Here is a 17056-nt window from a genome sequence, read left to right as displayed (position 1 = left end):
ATGCTATTCACTATATCTTGAAAATTTAAAGTTTTTTTAAAAAAAGTCTCTTTTTATTTGTTAATAAATTGATAGTGAGTATATTTGTGATGTGATGGTAATTATTTTCTCTAAATAAAGAGAAAATAATTTAGTTTTTTTAAGCCTTTTTTTAAATCAATCACTTTCTTTTTTTCTTAAAGATTGCAATAAGCCCAAATTATGCAAGTGATATATTGTATGAATTTACAAGCAAGAATATCACACTAAACTTTGTCTTTATATAACTGCCTAAGCAAAAGTCCTTTTTACTGTATTACCTAGGAAAATTTTTAGAGTGTTAATAGAATTTCATTTAATTGGATAATGCATATCGTATGAAAACAAAATTACTTCTTTCAATTTTATTGTTTGTTACATTGAAAATTGCTGCCCAGCAGGATGCTCAATATACCCAGTATATGTACAACACTATAAATATCAATCCGGCTTACGCAGGATCACGAGGTGTTTTAAGTATTTTTGGATTGTACCGCACACAATGGGTCGGGCTCGACGGAGCTCCGGAAACCAGCAGTTTTTCGATTAATACTCCCATTAATAACAGCAATTTAGGAGTTGGACTTTCTCTTGTAAATGACAAAATTGGCCCAACCAACGAGAATAATATATCAGCAGATATTTCCTATACTGTGCAGACTTCGGCTGATTTTAAGCTCTCCTTCGGTATAAAAGGAACTGCCAATATATTTAATCTGGACATCAACAAACTAAATCCTGCCGATCAGGGCGATCCACAGTTTCAGGATCTCGATAATAAGTTTTCTCCTAATGTGGGCGCCGGGGTGTATTGGCATTCAGAAAAGGCTTACATAGGACTTTCGGTTCCTAATTTTATTGAAACCAATAGATACGATGACAACGACATAGCCATCTACAAAGAGAAAATCAATTATTATTTAATGGGAGGGTATGTTTTTAATCTCGATAAATACCAATATTATAAATTCAAACCTGCCGTGCTGGCTAAAATGGTTGAAGGAGCTCCGCTTCAGGTTGATATTTCGGCAAACTTTATGTTTGTTGACAGATTTACAGTGGGACTGGCTTACAGATGGAGCGCTTCACTGAGCGCCATGGTCGGTTTCCAGATCACAGACGGACTTTATTTAGGTTATGGTTACGATCGTGAAACCACTCACCTGAACAATTATAATTCAGGATCTCATGAAATATTCCTGCGTTATGAATTCTTCAAAAACAATGGCAGAATGACAACTCCTCGTTTCTTCTAAAAATAAATGATTATGAAAAGTTATATACTTCTTTGCCTGACCTTTATAATTGTTTTTTCATTTAACAGTTATGCCCAGGATTCCAAGGTAGCTGCCGGAGATAAAAAATACGACAATTATGCCTATATCGACGCTATTAAAACCTATGAGCGCGTAGCCGATAAAGGATACAAATCCGAGGATATGTTCAAGAAACTGGGGAATTCCTATTACTTTAATTCTAATTTTGATGGCGCTGCCAAATGGTACGGCGAGTTATTCGCCATGAATACAAGTCCGGAACCAGAGTATTATTACAGGTATGCACAATCCTTAAAATCAACCGGACAAATGGATAAAGCCAATAAAATTCTGGGAGAGTTTAATGCCAAATACAAAAATGATAACAGGGGAAAGTTATATAAGGAAGATGTCAATTATCTTGATGAGATCAAAGCCAATTCAGGACGTTATACAATTGAAAATGCCGGAATCAATTCCAAATATTCAGATTACGGAAGCTTTGTTTACGACAACAAACTCTATTTTGCATCGGCCAGGGATACCGGGAATTTCTCTCAAAGAAAACACAAATGGACGGGTGAATATTTTACCAATTTGTATTTTGCCGATGTAGATCCTGCAACGGGCTCTAGTGCGAAAGTAAATAAGTTTAAAACCTCTATCAATACCAAGTTTCATGAATCTTCTCCGGCTTTCACCAAAGACGGAAAAACGGTTTATTTTACCCGAAACAATTATGTAAACGGCAAAAAAGGAAAAGATGAAGAGAAAATTACACTCATTAAAATCTACAAAGCCACATTAGACAATAATGGAAAATGGACGAATATTATCGAACTTCCTTTTAACAGCGACAATTATAGTGTAGGACATCCTGCGCTGAGTCCTGATGAGAAAACCTTATATTTTGCTTCTGATATGCCCGGAACAATAGGACAATCGGATATTTATAAAGTAAGTATTAATGGAGATAGTTATGGTCCGCCACAGAATTTAGGCAACACTATTAATACTGAAGGGAAAGAAACTTTTCCGTATGTCACCAGCGAAAACGAAATTTATTTTGCCTCAGACGGTCATCCCGGACTTGGCGGACTCGATGTTTTTGTGGGGAAAGTTGAAGACAACGGAACCATTAGCAGTATTCAGAATGTAGGGGGTGATATCAATTCTCCAAAAGATGATTTTGCCTATATTATTGATCCGGTTTCCAGACATGGTTATTTTAGTTCTAACAAAGATGGCGGACAAGGATCTGATGATATCTATAAATTTTTGGAAACCAGAAAACTGCAATGCATTCAGGAGTTAAACGGAATCATTACAGATGCGCAAACAGGCGCTGTTTTAGCCAGAACAAAAGTTACGCTCTATGAAGGAACCACCATCAAAAACACTACAATTTCTGACGCAAACGGATATTATAGTTTTGTGGTGGAATGTGGAAAAACCTATAACGTTAGGGCTGAAAAAGAAGAATATACCACCAGGGAAGTAAGTGTAATTATTGGCAAACTAACCGGTAAAACAAGTCTTCCGATTGCTTTGGAAAAATCAACCTGTAAGGTTACCATTGGTGATGATCTTGGAAAATGTTTTGGTATAAAAATGATTTATTTCGATCTGGATAAATCCAACATTAGAATGGAAGCAGCACTGGATTTAGAGAAAATCCTTGACGTTCTGAATAACAACCCAACAATGAAACTCGATATTCGTTCTCATACTGATAGCAGGGCTACACATGCCTACAATCAGGCTTTATCGAACAGAAGAGCCAAATCGACCATTGACTGGCTTGTTAAAAACGGTGTGGCTAAAAACCGCTTAACCGGAAAAGGTTACGGAGAAACACAACTTGTAAATCGTTGTTCTGATGGCGTACCTTGTACCGAAGAAGAACATCAAATGAACAGAAGAAGTGAGTTTATTATTTTAAATTTATAGTTTTTGTAAGTTAAATTAAGTTATGGCAATTTAGGGAAAGCTGCGGAGTATATTGGTCTTATTACCTCTGAATAGTGTAAATTTTAGAATTTGGCCTTATCTTGATACTTTAATGTCTTTATTAGGAAATGGAAAAAGAGTGATTGAATTAATTTTGAATTTGTTGTTACAGAGCTGTTTTTTTTTAAAATAAATGGACTGTAATACTTAGAATGATCCAATTACAAATAAAATCCACAATATGAATGCTTCTAGTTTTGATCTGGAGTTTGAGTTAAATATAGGCGAGATCCGAAAGTTGAATAAAATGTACTTTAAAAACCTGTACAAAGACCGGGTGATCATTTTTTCGGGAATTGCTTTACTCTTCGCTGTTTTTTTTGATTTTTTCGATCTCAACGATGATATCGATTATATCATATGGCTGGTGCGCAATCTCGTGCTGATTATACTATTTTTTTCATTTCAGTATTCATTGGTAAATGCAATAAGCAGAGGCATTTTTCAATTCACTAAAAGAATACTGAAACACGATAGATTTTGCAAAAAATACAAATTCAGTTTCACCAATTCAAATATTTGCGTTCATTCACCCATGGGAGAAATTGTTCATAAATGGAGTCAGATTGAAAAAGCGATACTGACCAAAGATTTCTTTTTTCTTTATATCAAAGACACAAACCGCTATATTATCTCTATTTCTAATAAAGATAATAATGACCGAAAAATGGACGAGTTAATTGCTTTTGTTCAAAGTAATGTCACTCCTGTTACAAAGGTTTAGTCCTGAATGATTAAAAAAAAACCTTAATCTGTTTGTTTTAAACCTTATTGTGTCACTGGGTTAGGATTGACTAAAGTATCTTTGCCAAAATATTTAAAGTAATTGATTATTAGTGTTGTAGTTCAGTTTGCTGAAAATAAACCAGCTACATTCTGATACATTTAGAGAAATTAAAGATGGAGAAAGAAAGAATTTTAGTGCGTGATAATAAAGGAGTTTTCTTAAAGATGTTTAAAAGAAGGTTCAAAAGTGAATTTGATTTTTTTGAAAATCCTTTTTTGTATCAAAATGAAAATGAATCAACAGAGTTTGACCGCTCTATTTTTGTGGTCTATGATAAGTCTGAACTTGTAGAATTTTTGCAATTAGAGAAAAAAGGATCGAATGTCTTGGTTTGTTTATTTAATAAGCAGCTTCATGACAGTTTATCTTTTTTACAGGAAGTCAAAAGTTTGATTTTACTAGACAGTTCAAAGACAAGATTTGAGATTATAAAAGAGTTAAAATTATATTTTCAGGGTAAAGAGGTAAGACCGGAAAAGCCGCAAATAAGCTTTCCCGCTTCCAATATAATTTCGACACAGTTTAATAGTTTCTATAAAGCGTTATTTTTTTTAATGTAAGTTAGGTTTTTTATAATTCGGTTTTCAATTAAGTAGTTGTAGTTGGAGTAAAAAAAAGCAGGAATCTTATTTTAAGATATCCTGCTTTTTTTTATATGAATATAAACTTGAAATTAATTGCTATTGACGTTCAGATTGGCTTGTTTGTATTTATAATAACTGATAAAATGGGAGAAATTAGATGATCTTTACCTTTATATTTTTATTATTCAGATTGCTCTTTATCTTCTTTTTACTTAGTTGTGAGTCAATAGCCTGATTTATTTCTTTTTCAATAAATTTTTGGGGTATGTCGCCACTGATGGCACACTTTGTTTTGGAGTCTATGTAAGTTATCTCTTCATCACCTTTAGATAGGTCTTTTTTTAAGACAATAATACCATGGTTAAGTAATGTGTTAGTGAAATGTTTTAAGGAGATTGATCTTAACAAATACAAATCCACAATTTTCTTTATTCGGATCTGCTGATCTGCATTTTTTAGCATATTACTTTTAAATTTTTCTTCTAAAAAAGTCAAAGTAGGTTGATTGTCAAGATCACTGGCCTTAATTGGAACTCCAATAGGTTTTCCGTTTTTATTTAAAATTTGATACAATAATCCTCTCTTTTGAAATGTTTTCGAATTTTCACGACCTCTATTTGCAGTAAGATTGTATTGAGATAAAATGGCGTTTAGTTCTTTAAAATTGGTGTAACTGTATTGATTCAATATGTAATTAAGCACAATATTTATAGCTTTTTTTGATTCGGTTTCTCCATATTTGATTCTTTTTACGGGAATTGAATTCAAATCAAATTTATTATATGGCTTTTGTTCTCTTGCCTTTATCAGCCCAAAGCGTTCCTCAATTTGCTCTCTTGCTGGTTCAGATTTGCGAAAAGCTAAATTATAAATTGCCATTCTGTTACCATCATTTTTAATATAGGTGGTCACGACATGTAGATGCTGGTGTGCTGCATCGTAGTGTTCATATATTAAATAAGGTTGCCTGGCAAAGCCGATTCTCTGCATATAGGTATTGGCAATTGCTATAAGAGTCTCTTTTGAATGATGCTCAAGTGGAGAAAAATTTAAAGTGATATGCATCGCATTTCGCTTTATATTCTGGTTTAACGACGTTATTTTATTAAAACGTTTTTTTTTAATGCTCAGGGTTAACTTATTGAGATCAACAGGGTAATTGCCTGCCTCAATACATTGTGCATGACCTGTTTTAACTTTGTTCTCATTATAATTTATGGTTCTGTTTATTGAGGATCCGATTTTTATGATTGTGACCATTTTTCAACGATTTTTTCAATTTGTATTTTTATTTGATTAATTCTCTCACTTAGATGTCCTATGGAAGTTTCAAATCCTGTCAATAATGAGGTAAATTCATTAATTTGCTGTTGATCTTTTAGTTTTTCTAAAATGTGATATGCATTGGTTCTCATTTGGTTCATATGATCATTCAGAGATGCTATTTCTTCGATCAAATCTTCTAAGGATTGATTCCTGTGGCGAATTGTCACAGGTTTGTTGGTAAGTAGGTTCCGAAAGTATTCACTCAAGCTACGACAGGTACTTTTTTTATACTCCTGTTCCATGTTTGTATATTTCTCTAAAGGCAGTCCTATATAAACATAAAAATATTTACCGGATTTTTTAGTCTGTGTTTTCATCGCACTTTTTTTTAGGTTAAACTTATTTTCTCACTATCAGATAAGAGAGTTCAGGATCACTAATAAGACGATCCATTTCGTAGTGAATTATATTTTGGATGTCTTGTTTGATTTGAAGATAATTGCGCTGGACAATTTCATTGTTTAATTTGCATACAATAGGAATGTCCTGATAGCTATTGATTTCCTTCTGTAGCGCATTATGATCATTTAAAATCTCACTATGGAATGTTTTGAGTTCTATTTTGCAATCTGGATCATCTGCTACCATTCCCACAAAATTACCTGAACTTAAAGAAGATACTTTAGAAGAGGGTACTGCAAGTTCCAACTGTTTTGAGCGGCTGACAGAGGTATCATTGCTGTTTATTGAAAAGCTTTCCCGGTCCTGCATAATTTTTCCAAATCGCTCTGATAATTGTTTGGCTGTGTCCCCGGTGACCTGCCCGCTTATGATATTTCCGGCCAGGTTCATAATTACATCAGCTTGTTCTCGTCCATAATCTTTTCTGAGCTGGCTAAAGTCCTGTACCCCCAGACATGTCGCCACTTTATTGCTTCTGGCGGTGGCAATAACATTATCTATGTTATTGAGATAAATAGTAGGAAATTCATCAAAGACAAGACTGCTTTTTTGCTTTCCTTTCTGATTGACTAGTTTTAATAAACGATTTACATAAAGTGATAGCACAGCGCCATATATTTGAATTTTCTGCGGATTGTTTCCCATACAAATGATTTTGGGCTCCTGGGGATTATTGATATCCAAAGTAAAATCATTTCCTGACAAAACATAGTAGAGTTGGGGCGAGGAAAGTCTGGCCATCGCCACTTTGGCTGAGGCTATTTGTCCCTCTAATTGCTCCATCACATCATTGAGATAGGCATTGATAAAAGGATTAATAAGAACCTCGATTTCTTTCTCAGTTCTAAGCAAGGTAAAAAGGTCGTCATAATCCGTCTGCATGAGCTCGATGACATGAGGCAGGGTACAGAATTCTCCGTCTTTGTATTTTCTGAGGTACCAAATGATTGCCGTTAAAAAGTTAATAGGAGATTCTACAAAAAAGTCACCTTGACGTTTGATCCATTCTCTATTGAGCCCCAGAAGAATTGTCCGTGCTGATTCCGCCGAATCAGTAATATCGGTCATGGCTAAAGGAACTAACGGATTACAGCGGTGTGATCGGCTCAAATCATCGAAATTGATACTATAGAATGCTGTAGCAGGAGAGGATAATGCTTTTGTTTTGAGCCAGGTATTGTAGGCAATGGTGGTCAGATCGTCAAATTTAAAATCATAGATAAACATGCAAAAACCTTTTCGGATATGCTGGGTAATGACATGACGTATCACAAAATAGGATTTACCTGAACCGGGTGTACCCAGTACCAAGAGTCCACGAAAGGGATTGATAATATTAATCCAGCTCTTTCTAATACTCTTCTTTAGATAGTATTGGGCTGGAAGATTAATTGAATATTCATTTTCCAAGAGTCTTTCTTCTTGAGGAAAAGTCTCATTTTCACTGTTGAAGATATCTCCTTGAGAAAATCTTTTAATTATAATACGCGACAAGAGAGTACCTCCTGTTAGAATAAAAATAAAGCCTGTTGCCGTTATACTAATGTAGATGATTGCCGCGCAGTTAATATTTATTTTTAAAAGCAGTAAAAAATAGCTCATGAAAAAAAGTAGCAAACCAGATAAAAGCCAGAGAATAGCACTTTTAAAGGTAAGTTTTTCATTTTTTCGTCCTTTAGTTCCCAGAAGTGAAATCATCAAAAAGACAAGAGCTATAGTTTTGGAGCGATGAAAGTTATCAAATAACCCTGTCAGAGTAATATTGGCAAGGATTTTATCACCCAGTTGGTTTACCAGATGCCAATTTACAAATGCCTTATAACTATAGTAATAAAAATGCAGGCCTAAAAGTAGGATACTTATGAGTCTTGTCATATCAAGTATCTTTCTCAGGGCCTGTTCGTTTTCTCCGGTTTGCATAGCAATAGTTTTTAGAGATTAAAACAGGTTTGCAATTATGATACTATTTCTCCTCAAGAGATAATAATTATTTGAGCTCCTTATGGTTTTAAGCCACGGCCTAGTTTTTCATGAGTTTTAGATTTAACAATCCACTCATTTACATCTTTGTAGTCTTTGTAGAGCGAACTTTGATCTTTGTATTTATTGCCCCAGTTAAGGGCCATTTGCGTTAATTTTTTACCTGGTTGATCTCGGTCCAAATAAAGGCTTACCGTTTGGTGTTTTTCCATGAAAGGACGGGCTTTTTCCAGAAAAGAAAGAGAATTTAGAACTAGAAAACTTTCGTTTTTGTTTCTAAACTGATCTCTTATGGATTTGTAGGATAAAAAGTCCATAAATCCTTCAAAGACCAGCACTTTTTTATCATTATTTTGGCAAGTCGTAATTCCTTTAGGAGAGCTACTGGCTTTAAAATAGGGGTTTCGGATCTCAAATCCACCAAGGTCATTTTTAAATCCAATACCATAATAGCGATGGTCATTAATGCCATAACTTACCTCTGAGCAATATTCATGTGCAATTCTTAGAGAGATTTTTCTTTGCTTTAGATATTGAAGGAGTGCAGGAGATTGAAGGGGCTCTTCTTTTAAAATGATAATTTTTGATTGTTTTTTTTCTGAACTATTTCGAAACGCAATAATGGAATGCTGCAAAGGAATATTTCTGCAATGCCCAATTAAAAAATCTCCAAAGGAGCAGTTAAAATATTGCATGCCAAAGTCAATGAGACTACCTCCTTTTCCCATCCCGTGATCATACCAACGGTTAATACTTCGGTTGATTTTAAAAGAAGCAGTCCTTTCATTTCGTAAAGGTGAGAGGTACCAATATTCATCGTTGGATATTTTTGAGGGTTCATACCCTAAGACTGATAAATAAGATACCATATCCATTGCCTTTACTTCTTCAAGAGAAGGACCTTTTTCACTGAAATCCATAATCACATTATATCAAGTTCATCATTCAGGTTTACACTTACGAAAGTAAAAAATCAATATAGTTTTTCCAATCCTGATTATTTTTTAACCAGGTTACCAGTATAAGTAACACCCCATCTCTGAGTGAATAAGAATATTATAGGTTAAACAATAAAGATATGGTGATACAGCAATAGTAAATTTTGTATGTAAACTAATTATAATTGATAATTAACAATTAAAAAGTTGCCAAAGTAACTAACGACAAAATGATTCTTGCGGCGGGCCTCACTTCTTCCCATCTCGAACAGAGTAGTTAAGCCCGCTTGCGCAAAATAGTACTGCAGTTATGTGGAAAGTATGTCGTTGTCTTTCTTCTGAAAACCCCGTTTGGTAAAATTTAGGTTTTTTGTTTTCGAAAATATTGAAATGATCTGGGAGCCCCGATAGCTACCGGGGTTGATCACGTTTCTTTTGTGATTCTTCGTTTCTTATATTTTAAAAAAAAATATAAATTAAAACTTGTTTAAAATGAGTTAGATATTTGTTATTCTGATGTACTATTTTTAACTTTAATAAAAAGTTTTTGTATGCAGAGTAAGACTTTTAATTTATTTGAAACAATACTTAATATTCTTGCCCAGAATTATAATAAGAGTTTTAGTTTGGAAGATTTAACTGCCAAACTAAGTTGTATTTCAAATGATCTTTATTCCAATGGAGAACTTATTGCTAAGAAACGAGAAGATCAAGCACAGGTTTTGGAAGCTTTGATAAGATTAAATGATATAGGTTTAATATTTTTAGATTCATCCAATGATAAAAGTTTTATCACTCTAAGGGGATTAATTATAGCTAATAGTGAGTTTTTTTATAACTAATGTATAAGACGATTAATTGGAGCTTTCTGATCTAGCAGATATTTTATAATGAAGAAGTATAATTTTGTTTTAGTATAAACTATCTTTATATTGTCGAGAGTAAAATTGATCAAATGCTTTTAAGCTACGGACTGAATCTAGAACAAAGTATTTCTCCTTTATTAGATGATTTGAGCCAACAAGATATTAGAAAAAGTTCTCTTTTTCCCTTTGTAATACAATTCTACCACTAGAGCTTTTCTTTTTTTGCAATTTAGATAAGTTTAAAGGAAATATCTCAATCTAGATATCCTTTGGATCTAACAGGCTAATATCGTTACTGATTATCTTCTCTGATGGAATAGTTTTTTTAAAACTATTTACTGCAATAAACACACTTATCATCATCAGCACCGCGCCAAGTAAAAAAGGTGCACCCGCAAATTGAATTCTGGCGCCAGGACCGGTGAACCAGGTAAATAAATTAGTCATCAAAAGTGGTCCAATTATAGAAGTTACACTCATTAAGCTGGTTAAGGATCCCTGTAATTCTCCCTGTTGATTTTGAGGTACGTTTCTGGAAATAATCGATCGTAGTGATGGACCTGTTATGCCCCCCAAACAGTACGGAATTAAAAAAATAAACATCATCCAGCTTTGAGATGCAAAAGCAAACAATAAAAGCGATACGGTATATAAAACCAATCCGGCAAAAATGCTTTTTTCATTTCCTAATTTAGGATTAATGATGCGAATCAAACCTGCTTGCACTATAACAACCATTATACCAGCCACCGTTAAGGAGAGCCCTATAAGGGCATTGCTCCAACCAAATTTTTCAATATTGATAAAAGACCATGTACTCATCACGGCATGATCGGCGATATAGAGTAAAATAAAGGTAATAATTAATCCACCCGACACATTCTTGTGCTTTTTTAATTGAACTAAAGAGCCTAATGGATTGGATCTTTTCCATTCAAAGGGACGTCTATTCTCTACAGGTAAGGATTCAGGTAAAGTGAAATAGCCATATATTGCATTGAGAAATGTTAAAATTGCAGCGGCAATGAACGGAATCCTTGCCCCTAATTCACTTAACAAACCACCCAGCACCGGACCTATTATATAGCCTAATCCAAAAGCAGCTCCTATCATTCCAAAATTTTTGGCTCTATTCTCATTAGTGCTAATATCGGCAATGTAAGCACTGGCAGTTGTAATACTTGCTCCGAACATTCCGGCAATAATTCGGCCCAGAAATAACCACCATATTGTTGGGGCTAACCAAAGAAAAATATAATCAATTCCAAAACCTAACAAAGACAATAACAAAACTGGTCTTCGTCCATATTTATCACTCAAATTACCCACTATGGGGGCACAAATAAATTGCATAATTGCGTAGGCAAAAAGCAACCATCCACTCCATTGTGAAGCCCTACTAATATTTCCATCAATAAGTTGCTCAATTAATCTAGGCAATACAGGAACAACTATACTCAGACCAATAACATCTAATAATAATGTAATGAAAATAAAACGTAATGCTGCGTTTTTGCTAGAAGTCATGTATTTGCTATAATTGTCAATTTAATATGCCTAAAATAGTATTTTTTTTAGACTTTCAATCAAATAGAGAATAATTTGATAAGAGTCATGCTCTAAGTATTAGAGTAATATCATCGTGCCTTTGAAAATAAAAAGAAGAACTATCCATCAGATAGCTAATTTGGATAAAAGATTAACAAAGACAGTGGGTTTATTTTTCTTATTTAAAAACATACCTATTAACTATGAGCTTATTAATGGGGCAGGTGGCAATTTGATATCATTTACCATAGTTGGATTAATAGAATCGGGATACGATTATTTAATAGATTGCATAGCACAATATGTAATAAATTAAACGCGACATATCAGTTTTCAAAGATCTTAAGTGATCTTTTGTAAATTATAAATATTGGTCAATTTTTATATTTCTGTTTTCATTATTTGCATCTTCTATAGCTTTTAAAATAGTTTTAATTTGAATTTTATTGATTGTGTATTGATCAAAAAACACATATTGGATTGTCTTCGTATTTTTGATATCTTCTAATGGATTTCCTGCCAATAGCACTAAATCAGAATGATATCCTATTTTTATTTTCCCTGTATTACTTTTCATCCAATTACCCGGTGCAACAGTTGCTGAATATAGGACTTGCGAGTTAGTCATCCCAGCTTTAGACAAAGATTCTAATTCATCATGAAGTGAAAATCCGGGCACAACACTTGCTACATTACTATCTGTTCCAGCCATAATGGTAACTTTATGATCCACTAATGCTTTTATCATTATATGAATTGCCTGGACATAGGTATTCCAAAAGGTCTGTGATAATTTCTTGGCGGCATAAGTATTTTCCCCGTCATATTCATATCCATTTGTACCGGGCAGCCATCCCAGTTTATAAAGTATGGTTCCTTCCATAATTTTTGGGTTTACATATTGTAGTTTTATATCTTGGAGCTTGGATTTTAAAGCAAACCTTTGCTTGGGAAAACTCTCAGCTAACCAAAGCGTTGATGTAACACTAATTTTATTTTCTTTGAGTCTTTTTGCAATTTGATCTGAATGCATTTTTAAAAATTTAAGGTACTCTTGCGGGTTTTTAGATATTGATTTTCCAAATTCATCAATAGTTTTTATCGTTATTTCTTCAATATGCGCGACCTCACCCTGACCTGATTGATAAAAAGTTTCTAAGTTGACTAAGGGTATGTGACCAATAACTTTAATATTATGCTTCTTGGCAATCGCTATAGTTGTTTTGAACATTTCTGCATTTACAAAACCATACATTTTAACCGCATCGTAGCCCTGTTCACTTATCTCCGATATTGCTTTTTCAGCAGTATTTGCATTTGAATAATTAATGGCCTGTCTTGTCCAGGAATAATAATAACCGGCTAATCCACTCTCGCTAAATATGGAAGGAGATGCAACAAACATTCTGGGTCCAATCCCCTTTTTCTGTATTGATTTTCTCCATTCTAAAATCAAAGGACTACCGGCCATTTCTCTAACATAGGTAACACCATTAAGCAGATATAAGAACAAATCATTTTTACTTTCTTTTAAATGAACATGACTATCAACAAGACCGGGAATCAGAAACTTATTTGTACCATCAATAATTGTAGCTGTGCTATCCCGTAGTTGATTTTCTCCTACTTGAGTGATAAGGCCGTTTTTTATCGTTACATCTTGATTTTTTAGAAAATAGCTGCAGTCCTCAGAAAGGATATTAACGTTTTTTATTTGAGTTGTTTTACAGGGGCTGAGTATGGAAGAAATATTTATAACTTTTGTGGACTTACCCAAGACTTTATTTAATTCATTATCTGCCCATATAAAAGCACCGATAAAAGTAGCAAACAATATTAGTGTAACTTTTAGCAATCTTGAAAACCATAGTTTTTTCATAAAGTATTTAATTTAGATTCAGCAGGCAAAATAAATTTAAAAACATCTGAATTCAGCGTATAATCAAGCATTAGGTACGAAATGTATCATTTTAGGTATGAAAAATATATAGACAATCAGACCGGCTTATAATTTTTAGCAACAGGTGATCTAATCGTGCGATGGGCCTGATAAATTCTTCTCTAAAAAAAGCATTAATATATAGTTTGTTTCCCAGGGACTATTCATAGCAGAAAATTTCTTCTTTAGCTTTGGTATTAGAAGTTTTTCCATTAATTCATTTACATGAGCCTATTTACTTGAAAATCAAATATTTTTTATCCCTTTTAAGTACTTATAAGCTGGAATTCTTCGAATATAGAATTGTGGCCTTAATTTTTTATCAATTGATAAAATAGAATTTCTTACCATCTTTTAATATTACATCTATTGGTTTCAGATTTAATCTATTATCAATTCTCTCTTAACTATAAAAGCACTACTTTTGTTTAATCTTATCTGACAACTGTTAAACAAAATATATGATAAAGTCAATTATTGTAAAAATCGATAATGGTGTATTGAATGAAATTCAGATCGATAGAATTATAGAAATGGCATGGGAAGACCGAACACCTTTTGATGCGATAAAATTTCAATTTAATTTATCTGAAGCCGATGTGAAAGCTTTAATGAAAAAAGAGCTAAAATTCAGCAGTTATAAATTATGGCGCATTCGCGTTGAAAATTGTAAAACAAAACACGCCGTGAGGAGAACCCAAGGAATTGACAGGTTTAAATGCACCAGGCAAAGAGCAGTTTCAAATAATAAAATTTCCAAGCGTTAAAAAAAATATTTCAATATGATAAAAAAAGATAAACCCGATAATGTCGTATTTTCTAACGAGCACGGTTATAATGTACGGCTATTGCCATATGCTACAAGTCTTGGCGCACCGGTAATAAAAACAGATGACTTAGCAGGCTGGAAAAACATGGGCATAAATAAGGTAAACAAAGAATTTGAAAGTAAATTCAATGAACTAAAAATGCAATACCAGGACTTAATCCAGGAATTCCAGTGGAATGAATTGGTATACAATGCCAGATTTTCTTTTGAACCCATTGTTGGTGAAATATATCACTTATACAAAGACACAGACGATTCTAATTTTCTCTCACTAATAGGACCCAAAGAATGGAATAAGGAATATGTTGGTACTTTTAGACTTAACAGTGATAAAAAATGGATTCTCATTGATTTAAAAAATTGATTTTTTAATAAAACTTCAAGATAGTGGAAAACAAAATAAATTTTAACACCAGTGATCTGCAAAAAATGGAAAAGCAGACTACCGTGCACTTAATTAATAGTTTAGGCGGTTTTAAAAGTGTGGCATTGGCAGGAACTTCTGATAGCCGGGGAAACACCAATTTATCCATTTTTAGTTCTTTTTTTCATATTGGCGCTAATCCTCCATTAATAGGGATGATTTTTCGCCCAAGTCCGCCAGAGCGTGACACTATGAGAAATATTATAGATACAGGATTCTTTACTATTAATCATATCAACGAGGTGATGTACAAGAAAGCACATCAGACATCAGCCAGATATAGCAGAGAAATCTCAGAATTTGATGCTGCAGGGCTCAGGGCGGAATATAAAAATAACTTTCCAGCTCCTTTTGTACTGGAGAGCAGCATACAATTAGGCATTGAATTTAAAGAAAAAATAGATATCTCAATCAATAATACCACTATGATTATCGGGGAAATAGTCGAGATTTTTATTCCCGAGGACTGTTTGAGTGAAGATGGTTTTGTTAATTTGGAAAAAGCAGGTACCCTCACGTGTTCGGGTTTGGACAGCTATCATAAAACCATACAATTAGACAGGTTAAGTTATGCAAAACCCGATAAGGAAATTACATCATTACTGAAGAGTTGAACAAAAAGAAGATAAATATTATATGGTTCAAACGTGATCTGCGTTTTACAGATCACGAACCGCTTTTTCTGGCGCAACAGCAAAACATTCCTGTTCTTTTGGTTTATTTTTTTGAGCCATCAGTAATGGCTTATGCTGATTCTGATGTACGTCACTGGCGCTTTATCTATGAATCCTTAGAAGAGATGCAGTCTAAATTAGAGCCATTGGCTGCAAAGATCTATTATTTTCATAACGAAGTTCAGACTGTTTTTGAGTACCTGTACAATCTTTATGATGTTCAAACAGTGTTTTCGCATCAGGAAGTTGGCAATAAGATCACTTTTGACCGCGATATTGCCATGCAATCTTTTTTTGATGATCATAACATTCGATGGAAACAATCCCAGTTGCATGGTGTAATTAGAAAGCTGCGATCAAAACAAGATTGGGATAAGCGCTGGGAGCAAACAATGCGCGCAATTCCTAAAATGATTGAATTGAATGCTTTTAAATTTGAAAATTTAGATCTTGATTTTTATCAAAAACTAAAAGGAAAAGTACTTTCTAATGAAATTACACAGAGAAATAAAAATTTTCAACAAGGTGGCGAATATTGGGCCTGGCGATATTTAGAAAGCTTTGCAAAAGAAAGACACCTAAATTACAGCAAACATATTTCCAAACCCGATTTAAGCCGAAAAGGCTGCAGCCGGTTATCTCCTTATTTAACTTACGGAAATATCAGTATGCGAATGGTGTATCAATATACCAATGAGTTTTATGAAACATCTCCCAACAAAAGAGCCATGCTTAATTTTGTTTCCAGACTACACTGGCATTGCCATTTTATACAAAAATTTGAAAGTGACTGTCAAATTGAATTTGAAAATATAAACAAAGATTACGATTCCTTATTAAAACCCAAAAACGAAACCTATATAAAAGCCTGGCAGGAAGGAAAAACCGGGGTTCCTATTATTGATGCCTGCATGCGATGTTTAGTTCAAACAGGTTATATCAATTTTAGGATGCGCGCCATGCTGGTTTCCTTTTTCACTTTTAATCTCTGGCAGGACTGGAGAGAACTTCATTTTCTGGCAAGACAGTTTTTAGATTATGAACCCGGAATTCATTATCCACAGATTCAGATGCAGGCCGGTACAACAACAGGCAATACCATTAGAATTTATAATCCTGTAAAGAATTCAATCCAACACGATCCAGAAGGTGTTTTTATAAAAAAATGGCTTCCTGAACTAGCTGATATTCCACTAGAATTAATTCATGAACCCTGGAAATTAAATCTCATTGAGCAACAGTTTTACAAATGTGAAATAGGTAAAGATTATCCAGGGCCTATAGTGGACATAGAAGAAACTAGAAAACAGGCCAGTGATATTGTATGGAGTTTTAGAAATAAACAAAAAAATGTAAGTAGTTAAAAAAAAACTGCCAAAGACTATTGGCATGGAGAAAAAAAACAGGAAAAATCGGCAATGAAGTAAAATAGTCCACTGGTACATGCAAAAGCAATATAGAAATGATTTTTATCT

General features: G+C 33.7%; 15 protein-coding genes and 1 rRNA gene. 10 read left to right on the top strand and 6 right to left on the bottom strand.

All coding sequences use genetic code 11. The features are described 5' to 3' along the window. Positions 1-356 precede the first annotated feature (356 nt). The 4 genes from FLACOL7796_RS01960 (at position 357) to FLACOL7796_RS01945 (ending at position 4631) form a co-directional block, all read left to right on the top strand. Positions 357-1274 (top strand): PorP/SprF family type IX secretion system membrane protein, encoded by a 918-nt coding sequence (locus tag FLACOL7796_RS01960; RefSeq protein WP_173969165.1) that lies wholly within the window; start codon positions 357-359, stop codon positions 1272-1274. A gap of 12 nt (positions 1275-1286) precedes the next feature. Beyond that, positions 1287-3224: an OmpA family protein gene (locus FLACOL7796_RS01955; RefSeq protein WP_173969164.1), complete on the top strand. Its 1938-nt coding sequence runs from the start codon at positions 1287-1289 to the stop codon at positions 3222-3224. Between the two features lie 241 nt (positions 3225-3465). Then, positions 3466-4008 (top strand): YcxB family protein, encoded by a 543-nt coding sequence (locus FLACOL7796_RS01950; protein WP_173969163.1) that lies wholly within the window; start codon positions 3466-3468, stop codon positions 4006-4008. A gap of 176 nt (positions 4009-4184) precedes the next feature. Beyond that, positions 4185-4631 carry a hypothetical protein gene (locus tag FLACOL7796_RS01945; RefSeq protein ID WP_173969162.1) on the top strand — a complete coding sequence of 149 codons (447 nt, stop codon included), beginning with the start codon at positions 4185-4187 and terminating at the stop codon, positions 4629-4631. A 177-nt stretch (positions 4632-4808) separates the two neighbouring features. Here FLACOL7796_RS01945 and FLACOL7796_RS01940 read toward each other — a convergent pair whose 3' ends face one another. The 4 genes from FLACOL7796_RS01940 to FLACOL7796_RS01925 all read right to left on the bottom strand — a co-directional run bounded on the left by FLACOL7796_RS01940 (position 4809) and on the right by FLACOL7796_RS01925 (position 9283). After that, a complete protein-coding gene (locus FLACOL7796_RS01940; RefSeq protein WP_173969161.1) occupies positions 4809-5915 on the bottom strand; it encodes a relaxase/mobilization nuclease domain-containing protein in 1107 nt (368 codons plus the stop codon). Beyond that, the gene (locus FLACOL7796_RS01935) at positions 5900-6298 is read right to left on the bottom strand and encodes a hypothetical protein (protein WP_173969160.1); all 399 of its coding nucleotides are present in this window, start codon (positions 6296-6298) and stop codon (positions 5900-5902) included. Before FLACOL7796_RS01935 ends, FLACOL7796_RS01940 begins: the two co-directional genes overlap by 16 nt. Positions 6299-6320: 22 nt before the next feature. After that, positions 6321-8303, bottom strand: coding sequence for a conjugal transfer protein MobC (mobC, locus tag FLACOL7796_RS01930; protein WP_173969159.1), 1983 nt, complete (start codon positions 8301-8303; stop codon positions 6321-6323). A gap of 80 nt (positions 8304-8383) precedes the next feature. Next, on the bottom strand, positions 8384-9283 hold the full coding sequence (locus FLACOL7796_RS01925) for a toprim domain-containing protein (RefSeq protein WP_173969158.1): 900 nt from the start codon (positions 9281-9283) through the stop codon (positions 8384-8386). Positions 9284-9527: 244 nt separating this feature from the next. Here FLACOL7796_RS01925 and rrf point away from each other — a divergent pair. Together rrf and FLACOL7796_RS01915 are read left to right on the top strand one after the other, a co-directional pair. After that, positions 9528-9637: ribosomal RNA gene (gene rrf / locus FLACOL7796_RS01920) — 5S ribosomal RNA — on the top strand. 215 nt (positions 9638-9852) lie between these two features. Then, a complete protein-coding gene (locus tag FLACOL7796_RS01915) occupies positions 9853-10143 on the top strand; it encodes a hypothetical protein (protein ID WP_173969157.1) in 291 nt (96 codons plus the stop codon). Positions 10144-10425: 282 nt separating this feature from the next. Here FLACOL7796_RS01915 and FLACOL7796_RS01910 read toward each other — a convergent pair whose 3' ends face one another. Together FLACOL7796_RS01910 and FLACOL7796_RS01905 are read right to left on the bottom strand one after the other, a co-directional pair. Then, positions 10426-11694 carry a TCR/Tet family MFS transporter gene (locus FLACOL7796_RS01910; protein WP_173969156.1) on the bottom strand — a complete coding sequence of 423 codons (1269 nt, stop codon included), beginning with the start codon at positions 11692-11694 and terminating at the stop codon, positions 10426-10428. Positions 11695-12076: 382 nt separating this feature from the next. Then, entirely contained in the window at positions 12077-13594 is a 1518-nt protein-coding gene (locus FLACOL7796_RS01905) for an amidohydrolase family protein (protein ID WP_173969155.1), read from the bottom strand. A 521-nt stretch (positions 13595-14115) separates the two neighbouring features. Here FLACOL7796_RS01905 and FLACOL7796_RS01900 point away from each other — a divergent pair. The 4 genes from FLACOL7796_RS01900 to FLACOL7796_RS01885 are packed head-to-tail and all read left to right on the top strand — an operon-like array spanning position 14116 to position 16945. After that, positions 14116-14421: a TIGR03643 family protein gene (locus FLACOL7796_RS01900; RefSeq protein WP_173969154.1), complete on the top strand. Its 306-nt coding sequence runs from the start codon at positions 14116-14118 to the stop codon at positions 14419-14421. 15 nt (positions 14422-14436) lie between these two features. Continuing rightward, positions 14437-14847, top strand: a complete 411-nt coding sequence (locus FLACOL7796_RS01895; RefSeq protein WP_317168309.1) for a DUF2452 domain-containing protein — start codon at positions 14437-14439, stop codon at positions 14845-14847. A gap of 23 nt (positions 14848-14870) precedes the next feature. Next, positions 14871-15521: a flavin reductase family protein gene (locus FLACOL7796_RS01890; protein ID WP_232067268.1), complete on the top strand. Its 651-nt coding sequence runs from the start codon at positions 14871-14873 to the stop codon at positions 15519-15521. Next, positions 15518-16945 (top strand): cryptochrome/deoxyribodipyrimidine photo-lyase family protein, encoded by a 1428-nt coding sequence (locus FLACOL7796_RS01885; protein ID WP_173969153.1) that lies wholly within the window; start codon positions 15518-15520, stop codon positions 16943-16945. The genes FLACOL7796_RS01890 and FLACOL7796_RS01885 overlap by 4 nt, the downstream gene beginning before the upstream one ends. The last annotated feature ends 111 nt before the right edge of the window (positions 16946-17056 follow it).

The sequence above is a fragment of the Flavobacterium bizetiae genome (genome assembly GCF_902804475.1).
In the GTDB taxonomy this organism is placed as follows: Bacteria; Bacteroidota; Bacteroidia; order Flavobacteriales; family Flavobacteriaceae; genus Flavobacterium; species Flavobacterium bizetiae.
Note: the sequence above shows the minus strand (reverse complement) of the source record. Positions and strands in the feature narration are given on the sequence as shown.